Origin of the sequence: Agarivorans sp. QJM3NY_30 (genome assembly GCF_050870855.2) — a bacterium.
In the GTDB taxonomy this organism is placed as follows: domain Bacteria; phylum Pseudomonadota; class Gammaproteobacteria; order Enterobacterales; family Celerinatantimonadaceae; genus Agarivorans.
Window position 1 is genome coordinate 3,513,674 of the sequence record NZ_CP194038.2, and the last position, 24,167, is coordinate 3,537,840.

25 protein-coding genes, 4 tRNA genes and 1 pseudogene are annotated in these 24,167 nt (G+C 45.2%); 15 read left to right on the forward strand and 15 right to left on the reverse strand.

Features of this window, described 5'->3' with window-relative positions:
- Positions 1–22: 22 nt before the first annotated feature.
- The 6 genes from crr to ACRRSX_RS16010 all read left to right on the forward strand — a co-directional run bounded on the left by crr (position 23) and on the right by ACRRSX_RS16010 (position 3,804).
- A complete protein-coding gene (crr, locus tag ACRRSX_RS15985) occupies positions 23–532 on the forward strand; it encodes a PTS glucose transporter subunit IIA (protein WP_432452218.1) in 510 nt (169 codons plus the stop codon).
- Between the two features lie 187 nt (positions 533–719).
- Positions 720–1,085, forward strand: a complete 366-nt coding sequence (locus ACRRSX_RS15990) for an ArsC family reductase (protein WP_432452217.1) — start codon at positions 720–722, stop codon at positions 1,083–1,085.
- A gap of 5 nt (positions 1,086–1,090) precedes the next feature.
- Positions 1,091–2,230 carry a succinyl-diaminopimelate desuccinylase gene (dapE, locus tag ACRRSX_RS15995; RefSeq protein WP_432452216.1) on the forward strand — a complete coding sequence of 380 codons (1,140 nt, stop codon included), beginning with the start codon at positions 1,091–1,093 and terminating at the stop codon, positions 2,228–2,230.
- Positions 2,227–2,916 carry a M15 family metallopeptidase gene (locus ACRRSX_RS16000; protein ID WP_432452215.1) on the forward strand — a complete coding sequence of 230 codons (690 nt, stop codon included), beginning with the start codon at positions 2,227–2,229 and terminating at the stop codon, positions 2,914–2,916. The genes dapE and ACRRSX_RS16000 overlap by 4 nt, the downstream gene beginning before the upstream one ends.
- Complete coding sequence (locus ACRRSX_RS16005; RefSeq protein WP_432452214.1) at positions 2,916–3,617, forward strand: hypothetical protein; 702 nt, start codon at positions 2,916–2,918, stop codon at positions 3,615–3,617. The genes ACRRSX_RS16000 and ACRRSX_RS16005 overlap by 1 nt, the downstream gene beginning before the upstream one ends.
- Positions 3,618–3,633: 16 nt before the next feature.
- Positions 3,634–3,804 (forward strand): DUF2897 family protein, encoded by a 171-nt coding sequence (locus ACRRSX_RS16010; protein WP_432452213.1) that lies wholly within the window; start codon positions 3,634–3,636, stop codon positions 3,802–3,804.
- A 281-nt stretch (positions 3,805–4,085) separates the two neighbouring features.
- On the opposite strand, the gene bamC is transcribed toward ACRRSX_RS16010, so the two are convergent.
- Entirely contained in the window at positions 4,086–5,270 is a 1,185-nt protein-coding gene (bamC, locus tag ACRRSX_RS16015) for an outer membrane protein assembly factor BamC (protein WP_432452212.1), read from the reverse strand.
- A gap of 234 nt (positions 5,271–5,504) precedes the next feature.
- On the opposite strand from bamC, the pseudogene ACRRSX_RS16020 reads away from it, so the two are divergent.
- Together ACRRSX_RS16020 and bcp are read left to right on the forward strand one after the other, a co-directional pair.
- Positions 5,505–5,714 (forward strand): annotated as a pseudogene (locus tag ACRRSX_RS16020) (ACT domain-containing protein); the annotation flags it as partial.
- Between the two features lie 339 nt (positions 5,715–6,053).
- Positions 6,054–6,518 carry a thioredoxin-dependent thiol peroxidase gene (bcp, locus tag ACRRSX_RS16025; RefSeq protein ID WP_432456155.1) on the forward strand — a complete coding sequence of 155 codons (465 nt, stop codon included), beginning with the start codon at positions 6,054–6,056 and terminating at the stop codon, positions 6,516–6,518.
- Between the two features lie 272 nt (positions 6,519–6,790).
- Here bcp and ACRRSX_RS16030 read toward each other — a convergent pair whose 3' ends face one another.
- Both ACRRSX_RS16030 and ACRRSX_RS16035 read right to left on the reverse strand, forming a co-directional pair.
- Positions 6,791–7,867 (reverse strand): AI-2E family transporter, encoded by a 1,077-nt coding sequence (locus ACRRSX_RS16030; protein ID WP_432452211.1) that lies wholly within the window; start codon positions 7,865–7,867, stop codon positions 6,791–6,793.
- A 10-nt stretch (positions 7,868–7,877) separates the two neighbouring features.
- Positions 7,878–8,105 carry a sulfurtransferase TusA family protein gene (locus tag ACRRSX_RS16035; protein ID WP_432452210.1) on the reverse strand — a complete coding sequence of 76 codons (228 nt, stop codon included), beginning with the start codon at positions 8,103–8,105 and terminating at the stop codon, positions 7,878–7,880.
- Positions 8,106–8,229: 124 nt separating this feature from the next.
- Between ACRRSX_RS16035 and ACRRSX_RS16040 the strand changes: the two genes are divergently transcribed.
- Genes ACRRSX_RS16040 through ACRRSX_RS16050 form a run of 3 tightly spaced genes read left to right on the forward strand, consistent with a single transcriptional unit; the run spans position 8,230 to position 10,429 of the window.
- The gene (locus ACRRSX_RS16040; RefSeq protein ID WP_432452209.1) at positions 8,230–9,669 is read left to right on the forward strand and encodes a M48 family metalloprotease; all 1,440 of its coding nucleotides are present in this window, start codon (positions 8,230–8,232) and stop codon (positions 9,667–9,669) included.
- Positions 9,670–9,690: 21 nt separating this feature from the next.
- A complete protein-coding gene (gene arsC, locus ACRRSX_RS16045; protein ID WP_432452208.1) occupies positions 9,691–10,041 on the forward strand; it encodes an arsenate reductase (glutaredoxin) in 351 nt (116 codons plus the stop codon).
- Positions 10,034–10,429, forward strand: coding sequence for a DUF2069 domain-containing protein (locus tag ACRRSX_RS16050; protein ID WP_432452207.1), 396 nt, complete (start codon positions 10,034–10,036; stop codon positions 10,427–10,429). Before arsC ends, ACRRSX_RS16050 begins: the two co-directional genes overlap by 8 nt.
- A 275-nt stretch (positions 10,430–10,704) precedes the next feature.
- Here ACRRSX_RS16050 and ACRRSX_RS16055 read toward each other — a convergent pair whose 3' ends face one another.
- The 4 genes from ACRRSX_RS16055 to upp form a co-directional block, all read right to left on the reverse strand.
- Positions 10,705–10,977 carry a hypothetical protein gene (locus tag ACRRSX_RS16055; protein WP_432452206.1) on the reverse strand — a complete coding sequence of 91 codons (273 nt, stop codon included), beginning with the start codon at positions 10,975–10,977 and terminating at the stop codon, positions 10,705–10,707.
- Positions 10,978–11,375: 398 nt separating this feature from the next.
- The gene (hda, locus tag ACRRSX_RS16060) at positions 11,376–12,080 is read right to left on the reverse strand and encodes a DnaA inactivator Hda (protein WP_432452205.1); all 705 of its coding nucleotides are present in this window, start codon (positions 12,078–12,080) and stop codon (positions 11,376–11,378) included.
- A 70-nt stretch (positions 12,081–12,150) separates the two neighbouring features.
- On the reverse strand, positions 12,151–13,146 hold the full coding sequence (locus ACRRSX_RS16065) for a DUF2066 domain-containing protein (protein WP_432452204.1): 996 nt from the start codon (positions 13,144–13,146) through the stop codon (positions 12,151–12,153).
- Between the two features lie 46 nt (positions 13,147–13,192).
- Positions 13,193–13,819 (reverse strand): uracil phosphoribosyltransferase, encoded by a 627-nt coding sequence (gene upp, locus ACRRSX_RS16070; RefSeq protein ID WP_432452203.1) that lies wholly within the window; start codon positions 13,817–13,819, stop codon positions 13,193–13,195.
- A gap of 171 nt (positions 13,820–13,990) precedes the next feature.
- On the opposite strand from upp, the gene purM reads away from it, so the two are divergent.
- The gene (gene purM, locus ACRRSX_RS16075) at positions 13,991–15,031 is read left to right on the forward strand and encodes a phosphoribosylformylglycinamidine cyclo-ligase (RefSeq protein ID WP_432452202.1); all 1,041 of its coding nucleotides are present in this window, start codon (positions 13,991–13,993) and stop codon (positions 15,029–15,031) included.
- An 8-nt stretch (positions 15,032–15,039) separates the two neighbouring features.
- Entirely contained in the window at positions 15,040–15,681 is a 642-nt protein-coding gene (gene purN / locus ACRRSX_RS16080) for a phosphoribosylglycinamide formyltransferase (RefSeq protein ID WP_432452201.1), read from the forward strand.
- 23 nt (positions 15,682–15,704) lie between these two features.
- Here the strand turns inward: purN and ACRRSX_RS16085 are convergent, their stop codons facing one another.
- Positions 15,705–16,469, reverse strand: a complete 765-nt coding sequence (locus ACRRSX_RS16085) for a class II glutamine amidotransferase (protein WP_432452200.1) — start codon at positions 16,467–16,469, stop codon at positions 15,705–15,707.
- A 33-nt stretch (positions 16,470–16,502) separates the two neighbouring features.
- Positions 16,503–17,078, reverse strand: a complete 576-nt coding sequence (gene lpcA, locus ACRRSX_RS16090; protein WP_432452199.1) for a D-sedoheptulose 7-phosphate isomerase — start codon at positions 17,076–17,078, stop codon at positions 16,503–16,505.
- Positions 17,079–17,290: 212 nt separating this feature from the next.
- Here lpcA and fadE point away from each other — a divergent pair, with 212 nt between their 5' ends.
- Both fadE and ACRRSX_RS16100 read left to right on the forward strand, forming a co-directional pair.
- Positions 17,291–19,762, forward strand: a complete 2,472-nt coding sequence (gene fadE, locus ACRRSX_RS16095; protein WP_432452198.1) for an acyl-CoA dehydrogenase FadE — start codon at positions 17,291–17,293, stop codon at positions 19,760–19,762.
- 121 nt (positions 19,763–19,883) lie between these two features.
- Complete coding sequence (locus ACRRSX_RS16100) at positions 19,884–21,410, forward strand: DUF3369 domain-containing protein (RefSeq protein WP_432452197.1); 1,527 nt, start codon at positions 19,884–19,886, stop codon at positions 21,408–21,410.
- 184 nt (positions 21,411–21,594) lie between these two features.
- Here ACRRSX_RS16100 and ACRRSX_RS16105 read toward each other — a convergent pair.
- The 6 genes from ACRRSX_RS16105 to dnaQ form a co-directional block, all read right to left on the reverse strand.
- Positions 21,595–21,671, reverse strand: a tRNA-Asp gene (locus ACRRSX_RS16105).
- A 39-nt stretch (positions 21,672–21,710) separates the two neighbouring features.
- Positions 21,711–21,787: transfer RNA gene (locus ACRRSX_RS16110), tRNA-Asp, on the reverse strand.
- A gap of 23 nt (positions 21,788–21,810) precedes the next feature.
- Positions 21,811–21,887: transfer RNA gene (locus ACRRSX_RS16115), tRNA-Asp, on the reverse strand.
- A 32-nt stretch (positions 21,888–21,919) separates the two neighbouring features.
- Positions 21,920–21,996: transfer RNA gene (locus tag ACRRSX_RS16120), tRNA-Asp, on the reverse strand.
- A 125-nt stretch (positions 21,997–22,121) separates the two neighbouring features.
- Positions 22,122–23,372: a TIGR03503 family protein gene (locus ACRRSX_RS16125; protein ID WP_432452196.1), complete on the reverse strand. Its 1,251-nt coding sequence runs from the start codon at positions 23,370–23,372 to the stop codon at positions 22,122–22,124.
- Complete coding sequence (gene dnaQ, locus ACRRSX_RS16130) at positions 23,369–24,100, reverse strand: DNA polymerase III subunit epsilon (RefSeq protein WP_432456154.1); 732 nt, start codon at positions 24,098–24,100, stop codon at positions 23,369–23,371. Before dnaQ ends, ACRRSX_RS16125 begins: the two co-directional genes overlap by 4 nt.
- Between the last annotated feature and the right edge of the window lie 67 nt (positions 24,101–24,167).

Here is a 24,167-nt window from a genome sequence, read left to right on the forward strand (position 1 = left end):
ATAAGAATTCAGGAGCTCTATAATGGGTCTATTCGACAAATTCAAAAAAATGGTTTCAGATGACAGTGCAACTAAAAGCGGTATTGATATTATCGCCCCACTATCTGGCGAAATTGTTCCAATTGAAGAAGTGCCAGATGTGGTGTTTGCCGAGAAAATCGTAGGTGACGGAATTGCCATTAAACCGAGCGGTAACAAAATGGTTGCCCCTTGCGACGGCACCATTGGTAAGATCTTTGAGACTAACCATGCGTTTTCTCTAGAATCAACCGACGGCATCGAGTTATTTGTTCACTTTGGTATTGATACTGTTGAGTTAAAAGGCGAAGGCTTTACCCGCATCGCTTCCGAAGGCCAAGAAGTAAAACAAGGTGATGTGATCATCGAATTCGATCTGGCGGTATTGGAAGAAAAAGCTAAATCAACCCTAACTCCTGTCGTCATTTCAAATATGGATGAAATTAAAGAGCTAGTTAAGATGTCTGGCCCTGTCACCATTAGCGAAACACCAGTATTACGCATCATCAAATAATACTGAATGACTCTCTAAAACCACGCTATATGCGTGGTTTTTTTTGTCCCCAATTTACCCATGAGCAATACCATTGCTCTAAGTTGTCACTCTGTTTAAGAATAAATCAATACCATAAAGCGTAAATCCCCAATGAGCTTTCAGCCCAGCTCTGGTATTCTTAGCAAAAATATAACAGGAAACTTACATGTCTATAAGCAAGATTGTCATGTTTGGCATACCCAACTGCGACACCATTAAAAAAGCCCGTCGTTGGCTCAATGAACACAACTTAGAATTTACTTTCCATGATTATCGTAAAGATGGTTTGGATAGTCAGCAACTGCAGGCATGGGCTCAACAACTCGGTTGGCAAGCTTTACTCAATAAACGTGGCACCACCTTTCGTCAACTCAGTGATCAACAAAAGGCGAATTTAGATGAAGATACCGCACTTGCACTGTTAGAACAGTATCCTGCGATGATCAAACGGCCATTGTTACAAATCGATCAGCAATTTACACTTGGCTTTAAAGCCGAGCTTTACCAACAACTCTTTTTTCCGGAAAGCTAAATTCAATGTCAGACAGCCCAGTTTTAAAACTCGCAAAAGATCTCATCAGCCGCCCTTCGGTTACACCAGAAGACTGTGATTGCCAAAAACTCATGGCCCAACACCTCAGCGACGTCGGTTTTGCTATCGAAGAGATGATATTTGAGGATACCACTAACATGTGGGCCCGTAAGGGGCAACAAGCCCCCTTATTTTGTTTTGCCGGTCATACCGATGTGGTCCCACCGGGCCCAGCAGAACAGTGGCATACGCCCCCTTTTGAGCCGACAGTGATCGACGGAGTACTACACGGCCGTGGCGCCGCAGATATGAAAGGTTCATTGGCCGCAATGGTTATTGCAACCGAACGCTTTGTCGCAGCGCACCCTAATCATCAAGGATCGATTGCCTTCCTTATCACCTCAGACGAAGAAGGCCCATTCATTAATGGTACCACTCGTGTCGTTGATACCCTCATTGCCCGCAATGAGCTAATTGATATGTGTCTGGTAGGCGAACCCTCTTCGACGCATCATGTAGGTGATGTCGTTAAAAATGGTCGACGAGGCTCACTCACTGGCGATCTTCATGTACACGGAATGCAAGGCCATGTCGCCTACCCTCATTTAGCGAAAAACCCTATCCATGAAGTTGCACCAGCTCTGGCCGAGCTAGCCGCCATGCACTGGGACAATGGAAATCAGTTTTTCCCACCAACCAGCTTTCAAATCGCGAATATCCACGGCGGCACTGGCGCGTCGAATGTCATTCCTGGCGAATTACAGGTTCAATTTAACTTCCGCTACTCCACCGAAGTCACCGATCAACAGCTGGTTCAGCGGGTGCATAATATATTTGACAGTCATGGCTTAGATTACCAACTCGACTGGACCTACAATGGCCAACCTTTCTTAACCGAAGAAGGTGATTTTTTAAATTCGGTGAGCCAAGCGGTCACCAAGGTCACCAAAAAAGCCCCTGAGCTACTGACCACAGGCGGCACGTCAGATGGACGTTTTATTGCCAAAATGGGCACCCAAGTAGTTGAATTAGGTCCCATAAATGCAACGATTCATAAAGTGAACGAATCTGTTAAAGTTGCTGACTTAGAGCAGCTCGCTGACATGTACTTTGAACTATTAGTGAACGTATTAGGACCCAAATGAACACATCCAATCACCAGGCAGGCCTATATGGACTAAACCAACAAGGTTTAGTTAACAGTGCTGATTTTGCTTGGATACATCCGGGTGTGTTAGAGGATTTACGCGGCTTAGCAAGCGCGGCCACGCAAGCTGGTTTCCAGCTTGCTGTATATAGTGGCTATCGCGACTTCCATCGCCAAAGCCTCATCTGGAACCATAAATGGCAGGGCTTACGCCCCATATTAGATCAACACAGCCATCCCATCAGCCTAGCTGAGCTAAGTGATGAACAAAAAATGCATGCCATTTTACGCTGGTCGGCCCTGCCAGGCACCAGTCGCCACCACTGGGGAACCGACTTCGATCTCTATGATCCCCAGTTACTCCCCGCCGGCAGCTCGCTAGCACTGATTCCTCAAGAATATGCAGCAGGGGGCTGCCAACATTCCTTTGCTTGCTGGTTAGAACAACATGCAAAATCTTATGGCTTCTTTTTTCCTTATCAGCGCTTTCAGGGCGGGGTCGAATTTGAACCTTGGCATCTGAGCCACTTAGCCTGCAGCCAAATCAAGCTAAGTGGACTCGAAACCGACACACTCCTAAGCCACTTACGTGAAGCACAAGTGGCAGGGTTCACCACCATCGAGCAACATATTGAGCAAATATTTGAGCAATATGTTCGTAATATATGTTTACCGGAGAGCTAATGCCAAGCGTCTATTCAACCCTATTCTTCAGTTTAATTAGTTGCGCTAGTCTAGCCTTTCTACTACTCATGCTCGTACTTTACAAAGGCCAACTGTGCCCCGGTCAAACAGGCCGTATTCAGCGTCAATTAGGCACCCTTGTCAGTCTCATCACCCTCGCGGCTTTGTCTAGCATAGAAAGCCAACAAAGTAGCTGGCTAAGCGCTCTGATCCTAGTCGCTGCATTTGCGGGCTGGGCCTTGCTATTTCAACTAAATAAACTGAAGCATAAACGCAGCCTCAAACTCAAGTTATGGTGGTTCATGGGGATTCCAATGCTGGCAGCAGGGCTCGTCGTATTAAATCAACAGCCGCTATTTTTATTTACATACCTAGTCTGTGCAACTGCTTTGGCGCACTGGTTAATGGTGAAAGCCAAGCACCGTTTAAGTCAGTTTGACAAAGTACTACCTTGCTTAGGTATCGTCAGTGCCATGTTAAGCATACTCTGTTTATGCGTCTATTTGCTGGCGATGCCCCAACTGAGCCAAGATCCTCAACAAATAAAACAATTCGTTATTGTCGCCATACTATTAACCTTAGCGGTTTTGCTTTGGTTAGCCCCTCAATTTAAAAAACAATCTCCCCCCGCCAGCTTACTACTCGTTGTGGTTGTACTAAGCTTTACTTCAAGTCTTGCAATGCAAGGCCTAGCGACCTAGCGGCTAAGGAGATGCCATGAGTAGCGGATACGTGATCCTTATCATTGTCTTAGTATTAGGTTTTATTATCGGAAATTTAATGATGTTAAGGCATATAGGAAAATTTAATATTAGCGCTGAGTTGCGTAAAACTATTGAGCAAAACAATCTTAGGGCCGACCAGCAAGCGCAGGATGAAAAACAATAGTTAGCCGCTCCTCGATCAAGTATTTGCTCATATCAAACTGGATGAAAATAACGATTCCCTGTACATGCCTTGAAGCCCTTCAAGGTTCTCATGTCGCCTATTTCGCAGGCCGCTTCCCCGATTGCTGCCATCAGTAATTTCGATTGGCAATAATCGCTTTCTCATCAGCTTAAATTCAAGCCTAAAGCTCTGTTAACTGAATCTTTAAATACCATTCGTCGCAAGGCGCTAAGACTAAAAAGGCCCCATTTGGGGCCTTTTATTTGAAACATTCACAAGAACTAGTGCGATAAGCTATTCGTCGTATCCAGTCCCATTTTCATCAAAATCGCCAAATAAGGATACAACTTGCTCACTTCCCTAGGTTTAAGCACCTTACCCTCATCATCTGCTAAGGTGATTTGGGTAATATTATCATTAGAGCCAACAGTGAAAATATAATCTTTCTCTTCAAACTGCATCCCGGATAAACCATGTTTTTCCAAGAGCTCACTATCTGGACGCTTATAGGTAAGATACAAGCTACCCGAAGTCTCGATATAATCGGTAATCGTAAAACCAGCGATCGGCAGAACCATACGCAAACGCTTCATGGTTTTATCCATATTAGCCCGTGCCTTGTAGTAAGCCGTTCCACCATCATTAACCAATAACAAACTAACCGAAGGATCGTTTAAGCGTGCTTTTTCTGCCGCACTCATGCTAGCCAAACGCGCTTGTTCACGTTTCTCTGCCAACTGCGCTTCCAACTCTTCTCGACGATCATTCACATAGCCAATTAATCGGTTTAGCTCAATAATCTCTAAACGTCGTCGATCAAAACTATCCAGATCAACGACCACATCATTATCATTTCGGTATAGCTCTGCATCCACTAATTTAACTGTTAAACCAACGGTTCTTCCATGAGGCTTAACCTGTAGCTGATAACTAAATTTCTGCCGTTGCTCCACAGCCTTATCGCTGATGAAAAACCAGCCACTGTCGACCATTTCTCGGTCCACTAACCAATTTGACTCAACAATCCGCTGCTGTTCGTCTAAACGTGCAATCGATGACTGACGAAAACCAATATAGTCTCGAATCAGGTTTAGTACCGTTTGGCTGGTTTCTTCGGCAGATTGCGCGAGCAAGATATCAAACCAAAAAATTAAACCTGCATCGCTACTCTCTGTTCGGCTTCCCGCGATCAACGGAATCACCTGCATCGGTGACCGCACATCAACTCGTGATCCGAGTATCGGCTCACCTTTAGGCTGGGCATTGAGGATCACAAAATCTTTGCTTTGCTGTGGTGGAGAGACACCTTCAGGAATAAACAAAGGCTCGATCTGAGTCGCCTTCAAATAATCAAAATTACGCTCAGCTTGACGTAACTGCTCACCACCGCTTGAACACGCCACCAAGCTAGTCACGAGAGTCGCTGATAACACGATTTTTATCGCTGAAAAAGAAACTAGTTGCATATTCCACTACATCAACAAACTAATAATTTGACTGGTATTTGTCTTCGACAGGCGAAAACAATCCAGAGTAAGGGCGCTATACTACTTAGCCACTTTCATAAACACAAGATGAAAACTATCAGTGTTTGATAGAAACGGTGCATTTACAGCCCGCTATTTTTTTATCCGCTAGAAATCCCTTGTTTAAGCAAGTATCCTGAACTCATCTATCTAGCGATACAAACAAAATAGAATATGAGCCAATACCTTGTAGTCACCGCGGTGGGTACCAACCGCCCCGGCATCGTAAATCAACTTACTCAACTAGTATCAACTTGCGGTTGCAACATCGTGGATAGCCGAATGGCACTATTTGGCTCTGAATTTACCCTTATTATGTTAGTCTCGGGCACACATAATGCGATCATTCAAATCGAAACTCGACTGCCGGTCACCGCACAAGAATTACAGCTATTAAGTGTCTTAAAAAAAACTTCACGACATGAACGGATCAACTATTCACATGCGGCCATACTGCAGCTAACGTTGCCCGATGCCACTGGGGTAATTAGTCAAGTAACTCAGTTTATTAGCGATCATGATATGAATATGGTGAGCTTGAAGTCCAATCTATTTAGCCAGGCAGAAGTAGAAATGTTACACGCTTCTTTCGAGGTCAAGCTGAATCAGCAACACCAAACAGAAATCATTGAACAGCAATTTGCCAAACTTTGCCAAACACTCGGTAGTCACGATTTTAGCCTACAGTTTTTATCTAATGAAGCGAGACAAAAGGAATCAGCAATGAATACGCTTACCGCCGGCAATGCCGCACCACAATTCGATTTAGCCAACCAAGATGAAAAGCGGATCAAGCTCAGTGATTACGCAGGAAAAAAGGTGTTGGTGTATTTTTACCCTAAAGCCTTAACACCCGGTTGTACCACTCAAGCTTGTGGCTTAAGAGACAGTATTCAGCAATTATCCGATGCCAATACCGTGGTTTTTGGCATAAGCCCTGACCCAGTGAAACGTTTACCGAAGTTTATTGAAAAACACCAATTGAATTTTGATCTCTTGTCTGATGAAGATCATCAAGTTGCCGAACAGTTTGGTGTCTGGGGACTGAAGAAATTCATGGGAAAAGAATACGACGGCATCCACCGCATTAGCTTCTTGATCGACGAGCAAGGTATCATCGAACATGTATTTGACAAATTTAAAACCAAAGAGCACCACCAAGTTGTACTCGACTATTTAGCAGGCTAGTCAGATAAGACTCGCGTATATGGATTTTTGCCGACCCATTTAGGCTTTCGTCACCGCGAGTCATATTGATACCCAGCTAACTCATTATCTGTTGATCTTGCTGGCTTAAATCACCGCCTACAGCCTGATGTATCTTGTAATTAAAGCTTTCAGTCAAAGTTGTTTATCAATGCAGCGTTGCTCATGATTCATAGCGACTACATTTGATATGTTCAGCAATCCCTAAATCAAGCATAAACGATCACAGCAGCACCAGGAGAGAACGACCGCCGCTAGGATGAAGGCTGATCAACTTCAGCTTTTTCGGCATGTGGCCAAGCATTCATCACTGCTTTGACGAGAGTTGCTAACGGAATAGCAAAAAATACTCCCCAAAATCCCCACAGACCGCCAAACACTAATACCGCAACAATTATCGCTAAGGGATGCAAGTTAACGGCCTCTGAGAATAAAATCGGCACTAACACATTGCCATCTAATAGTTGAATGATGCCATAACCCAGAATCAAGTAGCCAAACTGAGGACTCACTCCCCATTGAAATAAACCGACCATCGCCACTGGTAAGGTAACCGCAAAAGCTCCGATAAATGGAATTAACACCGACAAACCAACTAAGACACTGAGCAAAGCTGAATACCGTAAATCCATTAGCGCAAATACAATATAACTCACACCGCCAACCACCAATATTTCAATGGCTTTACCACGAATATAATTAATCACCTGACCATTCATTTCCATCCAAACTTGTGCGAGCAAACGACGGTCATTCGGGAGAAAACGAGTCACGCTTCGCATTAACACTTGTTTATCACTCAACATAAAAAATACCATCAAAGGCACTAATACGCTGTACACCATCACAGTGGCCAGGTTGATGATCGATGAGACGGAAGATTGAAGTAACTGCTCACCGACCCCCATCAGACGGGTTCTGACATTATCCACGACAGCCTGCACTAATGCCCCATCAATAAACTCTGGATAACGCTCAGGAAGCGACTCCAACCAACGTTGACTGCTATTCAGCATCACCGGATACTCGGTCAACAGATTCATCCCTTGTCCCCAGACCGTCGGAAGCACACGTAATACAATAAAGGTCGCAATCAGAAAAAATACCAGTAGAACCAGCGACGTTGCGATCCCACGGCGAAAACCATGACTTGCTAAAAAACTCACCGGCCAATCTAATAAGTAAGCCAATACCAAGGCGATTAATAAAGGGGCGAGTAAATTACCAAAAAAGTAAAGCATGACAAAACCGATGACAAACACCAAGGCCATTGCCACAGCTTCCGGATCTGAAAACATCCGGTTATACCAAAGAGATATGACTTTAAACATAGTTACTGCGTTAATCCTTAAGCATATGAACGGTGATTGTGACACAAAACTGCTGGGAATTTTGCTCGATTTTAACCTCATGGCCTAAACCTTGAAAATACTTAGGAATATCCCGACATGACCCCGGATCGGCCAGCCATAACTTTAACTGCTCCCCCTGCTGCGCTTGCTTTAACCACAATTTACTTTGCAGCAGAGGAATTGGACAAATTTGATCTTCAAAGTTAAGACAACGCATGCATCTTACCCATAGCAACAATGAAATGATCATAGTTTATCATCAAGAATGGCATTTATAGCTTTTGAATAACAAACAAAATCAGAGTATTCTCGCCGATAAGAAAAATAGATAGTGGAAACTAATGATCCGTCTTTTGCAGCTTATTTTTGTCGGTATATTGTTTGTATATACGCCCTTCATATCTGCCAATAACCAATTGCCTGAAATAGGTACGGCTGGGGCGTCGGCATTATCCATCGACAAAGAGGTTATTTACGGCAAAGCCTACATGCGACTGATTCGAGCAAGTCACCGCATGACCAATGATCCTGTACTCTCAGAATATGTCAGCGAACTCGGAAATCACTTAGTCGCCAAAGCGGAGCAAGTTCGCACACCATTTCATTTTTTCTTAGTGACCGACAATGAAATCAACGCGGCTGCCTTTCTCGGCGGTTATGTGAAGATCCACACCGGCTTATTTCTATATGCCAATACCGAGAGTGAATTTGCCTCGGTGATTGCCCACGAGATCGCCCACGTTACCCAACGACATATTGCGCGTAGTATCGAAAACCAAGCCGCTGCGCAAAACCTAACCCTCGCAGGTATGTTAGGTTCAGTGCTATTAGGGATCGCGAATCCAGTTGCAGGTATAGCAGCGCTGCAGGCGTCGATGGCAGCCAACATCCAAAATTCGATTAACTATACTCGGGCAAACGAATTTGAAGCCGACCGTATCGGTTTACAAACCCTCGTCAGAGCGGGTTACGACCCCGCTGGCATGGGTAGCTTTTTCGGTAAACTTGCCGAAAAATATCGTTATGCTAGCAAACCACCACAAATGCTCATTACCCACCCCTTACCAGAAACTAGGGTGAGTGAGGCGCGTGCCAGAGCTAATCAATACCCACAGCACTTTATTGCGCCCTCATTAGCATTCCAGTTTGCCAAAGCCCGGATCATCGTCCGTCATGGTACTTTAGACGCTAAAGCCGCCTTAGACTATTATCAACAACAACTGCAACGTAAAGAATATCGTATCAAAGACGCGGCCTTATATGGTAAAGCACTTGCCCTATTTGGCTTAGGCCAATATCCGGAGTCTAAAACTATCATTGATGAGCTCGCCAAACGTCATCCCGATAACTTATTTATGATCGATACCCTGAGTGATATTGACCTCGCTCAACAACACTTCGAATCAGCGATTGCTCGTCTACAGAGTGCTCAATCTCGTTACCCCGATAATCAAGTCATCATATTAAATTTATCTCACGCCTATAGTGAAAAAGGCGAATTTACCAAGGCCGCTAAGCTGCTCGACCGTTATTTACGCCATCACCCAGATGATAGTTTGGCCTGGGGGGAGCTTAGCCGAGCACAAGGGCGGCTAAATAATTTACTGGAAAGCCATATCGCTCAAGCCGAGTATTTATCATTACATTCAGATTATCGACGTGCCATTGATGAATTGCATAGTGCCTATAACTTAACGAAAAATCAGCTCGAGCTGGCACGGATTGAGGCGAGAATCAAACAGTTTGAAGCTGCTGAAAAACAATTAGAAGAACTGAACTAATCTGAGGTTTAAGGAAATACCATGTCTGAAATAAAAATACTGCATAACCCGCGTTGCTCGAAGAGCCGCCAAACACTACAACTGCTTCGCGACCAAGGCATTGAGCCAGAAATTATCTTGTACTTAGAGACGCCTCCCAGCGAACAGCAACTAGACCTTATTTTAAACATGCTGAGCATTGAGCCTCGCCAATTGATGCGTACTAAAGACGAGCTATATAAACAACTTAACTTAGCAGACGAGTCTCTCAATAGAGCACAATTGATTGCCGCAATGCACGCCAACCCTAAATTGATTGAACGCCCCATCGTCATCAATCAACAGCAGGCACGGATCGGTCGACCTCCTCAACAGGTATTAGAGATTGTCTAGATTCACCAGTCCACAACTGCTATTACTGGCCAAAACCAGTTACCTTGGTCTACTCGCCTGGGTCTGTTTATGGCACCTATGGTTGTCACCGCCAGTAGACATCAGTATCGGTTTAATGCTGCTATTCTGGGTACTTCCCCTACTTTTCCCCTTAAGAGGGATTTTGGCTGGCAAACCCTACACCTATGCCTGGAGCTGCTTTGTATTGCTGTTATATGTGTTGCACAGCACCACACTTTTAGCCACCTCAAACAACGAACGCGGCATGGCTGCTGTCGAGTTGCTATTGGTACTCACCGCCTTTATTTCTAGCCTTAGCTACGCCAAACAACGCGGCAAAGAACTTGGTATCGGTTTAAAGAAACTCAAAGATAAATCACCCGATTGATCAATGAGGCCCATGGCAAGTGATGTGATAGGTGGCTTACCTATACTCGATAAAAAGTTCGGGAATAATGGTAGCAAATGTAGGCCGAAAGGAGGAGTAGCTAGATAAAATCCAGCCTATCTTGAGCAAGCAAAACCATAATTCACAAACCACGAATAGCAACTCCCCCCGATTTAAGCATTATTCGCCAGTTGGGGAGCGTGTATCGCAAGTAACACATAAGTTTTAATAGATTGGAAAGCCAAGCAATCTTGATTGTGCTTGGCTTTTACGACTCAGAAATCAAGACGTTGAATATGCGTGATCCCTACATGACCTTGTAAGTCACTAAACATATGAACCATGGCAGGGTAAGGTTGTGCACCAGGATAAACAACTTCAGCATTACAGAAAAATGCATAATTACAACCTGCAACCACCTGAGTCGCAACCACCAAAGGTTTATAACTCACACCAACAAACCCTTCCATCCCATGCACAAATACTTGGTTATCTTCGTCTGATAGTTCATGAAAAGGACTCCAACCACCCGCGAGTTGATTAGCCATATCAGTTTCCTTTTTCTTAAGTACTCGTTATTGAGTAAATTACCTATAGTTAATTTTATGGTTTGTGCAAATATTCTAACAAAAGACACTACAAATCAGCTGCTGACAGACACACGACCAGAAGAGCAAACCAGACATGGCTCATTCACTATTAGCATTCGGTCATATGGCGTAAATTATCTGGCAGCATTTGCTACAGAACTGCGTATTACCGAAAAAATGGAAATCAATGGGTAGCAAAAGCTAGAGAAATTGGGATTTGTTCAATGTAGTGACTTGAACGCCCGTCCCATAGCTCTAAGAAACGGTTGCTCTCGAAGACGCTTGATTCACGCGATTTGAAATAAAAGTTTCCTCAAAGCTTAAGCGAATTAAGCCACACAGAAGCCCTCTATCTGCTAAATGTCGAGAATTTCCTTCACAAAAGGAACTGTAAGTTTGCGTTGCGCGGTGATCGAAGCTTGATCTAATACATCAAGTTTCTTCAATAAGGTCGGCATGTCTCTCGACAAACGTTTAAGTAAAAAACGAGCTACCTCTAAGGGCATTTTCAAACCGCGTAATTCAGCACGTAACTGCAAGGCGCTCAGTTTCTGCTCATCATCAAGCTCATGCAGTTTATAAGTGACCCCCCAATTTAAACGGGATTGCAGATCAGCTAAAGCAAAAGAGAGTTGTGGCGCAGGTGCATTAGCGGTCACAATTAGCCGAGTCGTTGAGGCTAACTCTTTACGACGATTGTAAAAATCGAAAATTGCTTCTTCCCATGCCTGAATACCGACAATGGCATCGATATTATCTAAACACACCAAAGCCATGGTTTCCAAACCTTCAAGCATTTGCGGTGACATCGCTGCATGTAAATCTAGCGGCAAATAAGCGCTTGCGGCCCCCATATCAGCCATCTCAGTACAACTGGCATGCAGCAGGTGGGTTCGACCAGAGCCTTCCGCGCCCCACAAATACAACATTCTCTCCCCCTTATCTAAGGCAAGATTACGTAAGGCACTCAACAACTGCTGATTATCTCCCGGGTAAAAACTCACCAAGGTTTCATCATCAGGTAAATGCACAGGAAGTGATAATTGTGGGGAAAAACTCAAAGTAACAAATCAAAGCCGATACAAAACTTGCGTCATTGTATCAGCTAGGCCTTAAGATTAGAAATTTTTGCTATTGGAAATAGTATAGCTTATCGCGAATATCATCGGCTTGTAGGCGCGGGGAGATATCTAGGGACGATTTTAAATCCTGCCAAGGACTTAATAACTGAACCCGAAAAGTAAAGGTATCATGGTTAACTTGTTCCAGAGTGACACTTGCCACACTAGGCTGCTGATTCAAAAAACGTTCTAAATCCACATATTTATTCATGCCGGTAATATTAGCAAAGCTGAGTACGATAGCTTCATCGGTGCTTTCACCCAACGCCACCCCAAAACGCTCCGCCAAGCTAGCGCTTACCGCGTCCATGGCCGCGGCAGCGACTTCCTCAAGAGGTGCTTGCACCTGACCGCTGGCTAACTGAACTTGGTTAGCACTATCGAGTAAACGCCACTGTATCTGCCAATTCTGTCCTTGTGGATATTGGCGAAAGCTCAAGATGAGAGGCGTATTATATCGAGCACTAGCGGTGTATAGAGGGCCATCGAAGCCCCCCCAAACATCATTGACGCTAAGAGCCATACTATCGCTCAAATCCATCACTGGTAGGCGGATCGGTAAGGCTAATAACTGCGCCTGCTGTCGCCCATGCACAAACCAACTTTGCTCAGCACTATCGGCCATCAATTGGCGATTGAAATTTTGCTCAGACGCATACCACAATAGAATATCAGGCCGTTGCTTCCCCCAAAGACGTAGCTGGGCTTGGGTCAATAATTGATTCACTTTGGCTTCGTTAAATAGCACAGATATGTGCTGTTCAGCAAAACTAAACTGCTGAATATATGGAGTTATATTCTTCTTAGCCTTCACCACCAAGGGATTGGAATGACTCGCCGAATCCCCCGTTAAACGCCGTAATAATAATTCAAAAGCTTGCTGTTGATCTTGCTTATTATCGCCACTGGCGACAGCTTCAACCCGGTATAAGTCGTTTTGTTGGGACGCTTCAACCGGCAAAAATACCAAGGCCAAACTCAATACCAACCAGCACTGTTTTATCACTACGTTCTCCCAGAGAAACTCATCAACGATCCTTACCCGCTACCGTTTATTTAGTACCGAAGATCTTATCACCCGCATCGCCTAATCCCGGAAGGATATAACCATGCTCATTTAATTTTTCATCAATCGATGCAGTATACAAGACCAAATCAGGATGTGCAGCTTCCAAGGCTTTTAAACCTTCTGGTGCAGCGACCAATACTAATACCACAATATTCTTACAGCCTTGTTCTTTGAGCAAATCGATGGTCGCGATCATCGATCCACCAGTCGCTAGCATCGGATCAACAACAATGGCTAAACGCTCTTCTATTTGCCCCACCAATTTATGGAAATACGGCACAGGCTCTAAAGTTTCTTCGTTCCGATAAATCCCTACCACACTGGTTTTTGCTGAAGGCATATGCTCTAACACACCATCCATCATGCCAAGTCCAGCGCGCAAAATGGGGACCACTGTGGCTTTTTTACCTTTAATTTGCTCAATGGTCACCGGACCATTCCAACCATTAATTGTGACCTCTTCCAACTCCAAATTAGCCGTTGCTTCATAAGTGAGCAAAGTAGAGACTTCACGCGCTAACTCACGAAAACGCTTAGTACTAATATCGGCTTCGCGCATTAAGCCAATTTTATGACGAACCAGTGGGTGCTTTACTTCAACAACTTTCATGTTTATTCCTATAATTTAGCGAATTGTGAGCCGCCAGTGTAAACCAAGCTCAATCAAGATATGTTAGCAAATATCAACAAAATGTTTTAGTTCTCGTTTACTACTGTTCCAGCGCAGCTAACACTGCTAAAATGTCGCCAAATTTTTCTCAGTTCGCTGCAAGGTAATCCTGTGACCAAACAAAACACCCCTCTGAGCTATAAAGATGCTGGCGTTGATATCGAAGCTGGTAATGCATTAGTTGAACGAATCAAGAGCGTGAGTAAACGCACCCAACGTCCGGAAGTGATGGGCGGACTCGGAGGCTTTGGTGCCTTATGTCAATTACCTTCCGGTTACAATGAACCGGTATTGGTTGCAGGCACCGATGGTGTAGGTACTAAACTTCGTCTTGCTTTAGACTTAGAAAAACACGATACCGTCGGGATTGATTTAGTCGCCATGTGTGTCAACGACTTAATTGTTCAAGGGGCTGAGCCACTATTCTTCTTAGATTACTATGCCACCGGCAAGCTCGATGTCGATACCGCTGCCGACGTAGTGAAAGGGATAGGTCATGGTTGTGAGTTATCCGGTTGCGCTCTAATCGGTGGTGAAACCGCGGAAATGCCTGGCATGTATCACGGTGACGACTACGACATCGCAGGCTTCTGTGTTGGAGTTGTAGAAAAAGCCGAAATCATTGATGGGACTAAAGTGGTTGCCGGGGATGCGCTGATTGCACTCGCTTCAAGCGGCCCTCACTCAAACGGCTATTCATTGATTCGTAAAATTCTTGAAGTCTCGAATGCCGATCCGAAGCAAATGTTAGGTGAGAAAACGTTGGGTGAAGCGCTGTTAACCCCAACCAAAATCTACGTGAAGTCGGTACTTGCCTTGCTCAAGCAATGTGAAGTACATGCCCTATCGCATATCACTGGTGGTGGCTTCTGGGAAAATATTCCTCGGGTATTACCTGCAGGTGCAAAAGCTGTGGTAGATGAGAATAGCTGGCAGTGGCCTGAAGTATTCAACTGGCTACAAGAACACGGTAACGTTGCTCGTGAAGAAATGTACCGCACCTTTAACTGTGGGGTTGGTATGGTGATTGCGCTTCCTGAAGCAGAAGTAGAGGCGGCCTTAGCTCTGTTAGCAGAACACGGCGAGAGCGCTTGGAAAATTGGTCACATTGAAGATGTAGCCACTGACGAGAATCAAGTCGAGTTCAAATAGGACACATAATGGCTGGCAACATTGTTGTATTAATTTCAGGTTCAGGGACTAACCTGCAAGCCATTATCGATGCCTGTTATGAGGGGCGTGTCAACGCCTCCATTTGCACAGTAATAAGCAATAAAGCGGAAGCTTATGGCTTAGAACGAGCAGCGCAAGCAGGCATTCATACGGTGGTACTCGACCCCAAACCGTATACTGATCGCGAAACTTATGATCAAGCCTTAGGCGATATCATTGAACAGCAGCAAGCTGATCTGATCGTAATGGCTGGCTTTATGCGGATCTTAAGTGAACCATTTGTGCAGCGTTTTAGCGGAAAAATGCTGAATATTCACCCTTCGTTATTGCCAAAATATCAAGGTTTACATACTCATCAACGCGCTATCGATGCTGGCGATCAAGAACACGGTTGCAGCGTCCACTTTGTGACGCCGGAATTAGATGGCGGACCGGTGATCTTACAAGCCAAGGTGCCAGTATTTAGCGAAGACAATGCCAATCAACTTGCTGCCAGAGTGCAAGTTCAGGAGCATGCCATCTATCCGGTGGTGGTGAACTGGTTTGTGGAACAACGACTGCTGATGCAACAAGGTAAAGCGGTACTCAACGGTCATATCCTACCAAGTGGTGGTTACGCCAATAATTAAAAAAGCGCCAACTAGGCGCTTTTTTATTGCACTTCGCCTTCCTTAAACAACACATACTCACCAATGGCGATTTTTTGCCACTGTTCATTATTGGTTAAAGGTTGAGTCGCAATCATCGTGACCACATCATTGGGTGTGGTTTCTTTACAAAAATCGATGGTGACATCGGCATCGGCTAATTGTGCTTCACCAAAGGGGGCTCGACGAGTAATCCAGTGTAAGTTCGTGGAACAATAAGCCATCACATATTCACCATTGCTCAGTAACATGTTAAACACGCCCCGCGACCTGAGTTGCTCCGCCAAGCTTGCCACAAACTTAAACATGGCGTGCATATTGTTGGGTTTACGCGGGTATTTCAGGCGTAATTGCTCTAATAACCAACAAAAAGCATGTTCGCTATCGGTGGCCCCTACCGGGCGAAAAAAACCGGTGTCGAGCTGTTTATAGCCTTTTAGCTGGCCGTTATGCGCGTAGGTCCAATTTTGTCCCCACAATTCTCGGGTAAAAGGGTGGGTATTCTCCAAAGAAACACACCCCCGGTTGGCTTGGCGAATATGGCCAATCACCGCCTTACTCTTAATCGGAAAAGCCTGCACTAACTCAGCTATTTTAGACTCACTGCTTGGGGCTGGGTCTTTAAAACTACGACAGCCCTTGCCTTCATAGAAGGTAATCCCCCAGCCATCCACATGCGGGCCAGTCACCCCACCACGCTGCACTAATCCAGTAAAAGAAAAACAAATGTCGGTGGGTACATTTGCACTCATTCCCAATAACTCACACATATTACCGCTCGCTCAATACGCTATTTGAATGGCTTATTGAGCCATATGCTTTTCAATTAATTGGATCAAAATGTGGATCACTTTAATATGAATTTCTTGGATACGATCAGCAAAACCAAAATGTGGTACCCGAATTTCAATATCCGCTTGACCAGCCATTTTCCCGCCATCTTTACCCGATAGAATAATCACCTTCATTCCTTTCGCTTTGGCCGCTTCAATTGCTTTAATAATATTACCTGAATTACCACTGGTACTAATCCCAAACAACACATCGCCCTTCTGGCCCAAGCCCTCGATATAACGCGAGAAAACAAATTCATAGCCATAATCGTTACTCACGCAAGAGAGGTGACTGGGATCAGAAATCGCGATCGCAGGCAACGCAGGACGATTTTCACGGTAACGACCCGTGAGTTCTTCAGCAAAGTGCATGGCATCGCAATGCGAACCACCATTGCCACAGGCAAGCACCTTACCTTGCTGCTTAAAGCTATCCGCAAGTAGCTGAGCCGCATTATCGATGGCGTCAATATTATTTTGATCCGTGATAAAAGCATTCAACACGTTTGCGGCTTCTTGTAACTCTTCAACTATCAGACTTTTCATTAAAACTATCTCATTTTATGCAAGCTATCAGGCTGACACTATAACGTTTTTTAATAGGATATTCAGCGCTCAAAACGAGCCTAATGCTCATTTTGTTAAACAGATATTACGCCACCAATATGTTGAGCAATTGTAAATTACTTGCGATCTTTTAACCTTTGAGTTACAAATAGCAAGAGGTCAGACCTCTTAACGAGACCAAGGAGATATTCATGCTAAGTTATTCACCGCTATTTGCCATTGTTGGTATTGGCCTACTCATCTGTGGGCTAGCCTACTTTAGGGCTTCGTTATTAGCCTTTAGCCTCGCCGTTACTGCCGCTTTAGTGGCTTACAGCGCCATCACACCATTAAGTGAAATCTTTTGGCTCGGCTTTTTAGTTGTGGTCGGAGGGATTAATTTTAAACCTTTAAGGCAACAGCTCATTTCCAAACCGATATTTAAAATCTTTAAAAAGATCATGCCAGAGATGTCACGAACAGAGAAAGAAGCAATTGATGCGGGCAGCACCTGGTGGGAAGGTGAATTATTTCGTGGGGATCCGAATTGGAAAGTGCTACACAGTTACCCCGCACCGCGTCTCAGCCCGGAAGAACAGGCTTTTATCGATGGTCCTGTAGAGCAGGTCTGCGCCATGACCAATGATTGGCAAATCACTCACGAACTCGCTGACTTACCTCCGGAAATTTGGGACTTTCTTAAAACCCATAAATTCTTCGCGATGATCATCAAGAAACAATATGGTGGCCTCGAATTTTCAGCCTACGCACAGTCCTGTGTATTACAAAAACTAGCCAGTATCTCTGCCGTACTATCAAGTACCGTCGGAGTCCCCAACTCCTTAGGTCCCGGTGAATTGCTACAACACTATGGCACCAAACAACAGCAAGACTATTACTTGCCACGCTTAGCCGAAGGGAAAGAAATTCCTTGTTTTGCACTCACCAGTCCAGAAGCTGGGTCCGACGCGGGCTCAATCCCCGACTCAGGCATTGTATGCATGGGTGACTGGCAAGGTGAACAAGTACTGGGGATGCAACTTACCTGGAATAAACGCTATATCACCCTCGCGCCTGTAGCAACCATTCTTGGGCTGGCTTTCAAACTCTCGGATCCCGAGGGATTACTGGGCGATCAAAAAGAGCTTGGGATTACCTGCGCACTAATCCCCACCGATATTGAAGGCGTTGAGGTCGGTCGTCGCCATTTCCCGCTGAATATCCCTTTTATGAATGGCCCTACAACCGCTAACCAACTATTTGTTCCTATCGATTACATTATCGGCGGCCAAGCCATGGCTGGCCAAGGTTGGCGAATGCTGGTCGAGTGCCTATCGGTCGGTCGCGGCATCACCCTGCCCTCAAGTGCAACTGGCAGTATTAAAAATGCAGCTTTAGCGACTGGCGCCTATGCCCGTATACGTCGCCAATTTAAACTGCCCATTGGTAAGATGGAAGGGATTGAAGAGCCATTGGCTCGTCTCGCCGGTAACGCTTATATGATGGGCGCGGCATCGGATCTAACCGTGACTGCCATCGATTTAGGTGAAAAACCCTCGGTGGTATCAGCTATCGTTAAATACCATTTAACCCATCGAGGACAACGCGCCAGCATCGATGCCATGGATATCGTCGGCGGCAAGGGGATTTGCCTTGGGCCAAAAAACTTCCTCGCCCGAGCTTATCAAGGTGCACCGATTGCCATTACCGTTGAAGGTGCGAATATCCTCACCCGCAGTATGATTATCTATGGACAAGGGGCCATTCGTTGCCACCCCTATGTGCTCGCTGAAATGGAAGCAGCGCAGCATCCAGACTTTCATCAAGGCCTTCAACAGTTCGATAGCGCCTTATTCAGTCATTTAGGTTTTGCGGTGAGTAACTTTATTCGTAGTTTTTGGTTTGGCCTGAGTGGAAATACGCTGCTAAAAGCGCCCTATTCCGATCAAACAGCAATCTACTATAAACAACTGACTCGCTTTAGTAGCAACTTAGCCTTGCTCTCTGATGTGGCCATGGGCACCCTCGGCGGAAGTCTGAAACGAAAAGAACGTGTTTCTGCACGCTTAGGCGACATTCTTAGTCAGCTTTATCTTTGTTCAGCAACACTGAAGCGCTATGCTGACGATGGCCGAAAACAAGAAGATCTCCCCCTGCTACACTGGAGCATGCAAGAAGCTTTATTCCAGTTACAAACCGCTCTAGATGAACTCCTTCGCAACTTCCCAAACAAATGGGTAGGCAAATTCATGCGACTCGTGGTGTTCCCGCTAGGCAAGCCATTACATGCGCCTAGCGACCAGTTGGATCATCAACTAGCCCAGATGTTACAACAACCAAGTGAAACCCGAGAGCGACTTGGTCAAGGTCGTTTTGCCAGTCGAGTCGCTGGTAATGTTTATGGCGAATTAGAGCAAACCTTAGAAGACGTGCTCGCCTGTGAAGGCCTGCATGACAAAATTTGCAAGGCGATCGGTGAAAAGCGTCCGTTCACCCAGCTCGACAAACTTGCCCTTGAAGGCCTCACGCTAGAAGTCATCACTCAAGCTGAAGCCGAATTAATGCGGCGCACCGAGCAAGGCCGTTTAAACGCAATTAACGTCGATGATTTTGCGCATCAACAATTAGAGAACAGCACCCAGCCTGCACAAGACCAAAGGTCTAGATTAGGGTCGGTCGCTTAAATGGCAAACTCAAACCAAAGCGAGCCTAGCTCGCTTTTTTTATATCGATAAAATCAATCATTAAATTGAATTTACGCCGAGAATATCCTTTACTTAATCAAAAGTATAAGTTTGGATTGTAATGGAAGATGACTTCTTTGTTTTAGCTGACAGTGCTCCTGATGATATTATTCCACGGGCCCAATGGAAGCTATTGGTGGTAGATGATGAGCCCGAAGTTCATCACATTACCACGATGGCCTTGTCTCAGTTTATTTTCGATAATAAAACCCTTCACTTCTTACATGCCAACTCAGCAAAAGAAGCCAAAGAAGTTTTCAATGCTCATTCCGATATCGCTTTAGTTCTACTCGATGTGGTCATGGAAACCGACGATGCAGGCTTACGCTTAGTCCACTACATTCGCCAACAGTTAAACAATAAGAGCGTCCGTATTGTGTTACGAACCGGGCAGCCAGGGCAAGCGCCAGAAGATGAAGTGGTAGAAAACTATGACATCAATGACTATAAAGATAAAACCGAGTTAACCTCACAAAAGCTGCGCACCCTGATCCGCGCCAGCTTACGCTCATATCGAGATATATGCGCCTTAGAAAGACATAAGTTAGGCCTAGAAAAAGTCGTTAAGGCCTCCCGCGGCATATTTGAAAAACACGCGCTTTTCGCCTTTGTTGAAGGTGCTCTCGAACAATTATCCGCCATCCTAAATATTGAAGATAGCTGTATCTACCAAGTGGAACAGTTTGCTTATCAAGTACATTCAACCCAGCTACAACTCCTAGCTTATCAAGGCAAGCACCGCCCTCAAGTTGAGAACTTGTCAATTAATGATTTTTCGGATCCCCCACAACGACTCCTAAAACAAGCCATTGAAAGCAAACTCAACGTTTTTGAAGATCAAGCGTTGGTCATTTACTGTGAAAACTCAGCCAATAGCTTATTGTTCTTAATCACCCGTAATCAGGCCTTCAATGAGGATGAACAGCATTTCATTAACTTGCTAAGTGACAATATCATCGCAGCGTTAGAAAACATTCGACTCAATGAACTCATTAGCAGCAATCAAAAAGAAGTTCTTTATCGGCTCGGTGAGATTGTCGAAACACGCTCGAGGGAGTCAGGTAAGCATGTGCGTCGAGTCGCTCTATATACAGCTTTATTGGCCCAACAAATTGGCTTACCACCAGAGAAAGTCGATCAACTTAAATTGGCCTCGCCACTACACGATGTAGGAAAAGTCGCCATTCCCGATGCTATCTTACACAAACCTGGAAAGCTGAACTCAGAAGAATGGGAACAGATGAAGACTCATGCGCTTATTGGTAAGAAGATGCTCAGTGGCTCTAGTATTGAAATTATGCGACTAGCCGCAGAGATTGCTGGCGCCCATCATGAGTACTGGGATGGTAGTGGCTACCCAGAGGGTTTAAAAGGAGAACAAATACCTCTCTGTGGCCGTTTAACAGCATTGGCAGATGTATTTGATGCACTGGGAAGCGTTCGCTGTTACAAGCAGCGCTGGGAAGATGAAGAAATCATTGACTATCTACAACAACAAAGCGGGCGGCAATTTGAACCACGGCTAATCGGTGTATTACTCGATAATTTCGAAAAATTTCAAGCGATCCGCGACAAATATCAAGACTAGTGCTCAAGTTTTGTAAGCCTTGTTTCACGATCAAATAATTCGTTTAAACCAAGGCTAATAAATCAAGCTACAGGATTGATGGCGCTCATCGATGATTGTGATGACAGCACGATCCACAATCTGAGCATGCACTGAAATAACAGACACAAAAAAACCTCATCTAGATGAGGCTCTTGTTTAGTAGTGGCGGAGTGGACGGGACTCGAACCCGCGACCCCCGGCGTGACAGGCCGGTATTCTAACCAACTGAACTACCACTCCGCATATACTAAAAGTCACATGGTATTACTCATTCAATGCTGGCGGAGTGGACGGGACTCGAACCCGCGACCCCCGGCGTGACAGGCCGGTATTCTAACCAACTGAACTACCACTCCTACGCATTAAATTGTTTCGTCGTTGGCGGAGTGGACGGGACTCGAACCCGCGACCCCCGGCGTGACAGGCCGGTATTCTAACCAACTGAACTACCACTCCGCAACATCGAAACATGCACACAGAAACAGACTTGGCGGAGTGGACGGGACTCGAACCCGCGACCCCCGGCGTGACAGGCCGGTATTCTAACCAACTGAACTACCACTCCGCAGAACCATCTCGTCTGGTGCGGCGCAGATAATACGGTTATGGCTATGGTGAGTCAACAAAGAATTGTCTTATTTCTTTAAAAACCCACTTAAGCGCCGATGTTTTAGCCAATGCACTCAAAAATCACTCAGAAGGTATCTTTAAATCACTTGAGTCTTCCATTTTAGGCTCTACTTCAGGTGTTGCTGGCGGCGCATCTCGCGCTTGTTTTAAGGCTGCAGCAAATGCCTTACGTTTACGCCACCAAATTACCAGGAAGATGACCCCTGCGAAAAGTGCAAAACCTAATATGCCTAACAAGATAATCAACCACAAAGGCGTTGGTGGTTCAGGAATCACTACTTTTTCAACCACTGGCGGTGGCGGCGGTGGCGGCGGTGGCAAAATTACAAAATCTTCTTCCGGTAACTCAATCACCAGTTCCCGGTTTTGTAAAGTCGTTGCCAACAAAGTTCCACTGACTCGATAACGGCCCTGCGACGCAGGGGTCGGTAAATCGATGGTGAATTCGTGAGTATCGGCATAAGCCTGAAAGTCTTGCTGCCAACCAACGTTATTAAATACCTTTCCTGTAATCACCACAGTTTCTGGTCTCAGTTCATCGGCATCTATCACTAAGGCCATACGAGCCTGACGCTGCTCATCTTTAGGTGAAAGGACTCGAATCGCTACCGGGTTTGGATAAATCAACACTGATGTGGATTGGGCTCGAGTAAAAATTTGGTTTAAAGTACTGACGATCATTTGGTATTTGCCAGGCTGGGTATCTAAACTCACATAAGTCGTAAATACGCCATCATTGGCAACCTCATCATAGTTTTTACCATCATCGGCAAACTTACCCAAACTTTCCTGCCTAACCTGTAGGGTTTGATCATCCAATAGCTGTTCATGGCTTAAAGCCACATCAAGGATCGCATCTTTAAGCATCACTCCCAAATCGATCCGCTCTCCTTTATTCATTAAGCGAGAACGGATCCGTAAACGTTCACCGCGATAAAGCTGATGAGGAATGGGATCGGTCACCATCTCTACATCACTGAGAATACGAACTCGGTTACGGCCTTTATTTTCAGCTACAGCCTGCCATGGCCCACGCATTGGCTTTTCGATGGTGACAATGTCTAACTCATCGGTTTCTAACCAGCTCACATTGCTCGGTAATTGCCAAGCGTAAATTTTACTACCATCGGGCCGGACCAAGATCGCCGCAGGTGAGCCTGGTGAGCGATAAAGCAAAAAGGTCACCTTATCGATGCTTTCATCGAGCCGAAAACGATTATCGATTAACGGAATATCTCGATTCTCAAAAATCGTACTCGCCTGTAAGGGTAAAACTAGCCAAAGCAATAACCACAAAAATTTTTTTATCATTGAGATGAGTCGCGCCAGCGGCACTGACCTCCTTTCTTTTCGACTAAGTCTAATCGTTGTTGGTGACTCTGCAGCTCTTGTTCAGTCGCGAATACAACTTTTAAGGGCGTGCGCTCTGCGCTAATGGGCCTCACGCCCAAACCATCACCGCTCCCCTTTTGTTTCAAGTTCAGCTTATTTTGCCCACCGGTCATCTTTAAGAAGACATCGGCTAACAATTCCGCATCCAGTAAAGCGCCGTGATAAGTTCGTGACGAGCGATCGACCCCATAGTAATCACTCAAGGAATCCAAGTTCTTTCGTGATGGAAGTGGCTTATTGCCAGCTAACTGGATCTCACGTTTATTGTATTCTCCACGACGAGCCACCAACAATGAATCGGTGATAGTACAAATATCGGCACAATTTGGCAGCGCTTTAATCAAGCCTCGAGACATCATGGAAAACTCATGATCAAGGAAGCTTATATCGAAGTTTGCGTTGTGCGCCACCAACTCAGCACCGCGAATAAATTCAATAAAATCTGCAGCGATCTCGCGAAACAAAGGCTTATCGGCAACAAACTCATCAGTGATGCCGTGAACCTGAATCGCTTCAGGATCGATCAGCTGCTCAGGATTGATATAAACATGGAATGTATTTCCGGTAAATTTTCGGTCAATCACTTCCACACAACCAATTTCAATCACTCGATGGCCCTGATAAATAGGACCGCCACTATCATTCATCCCAGTGGTTTCTGTATCAAATATAACTAAGCGATGGTTCTTCGATTGGTTCACAACAGCTCCTATG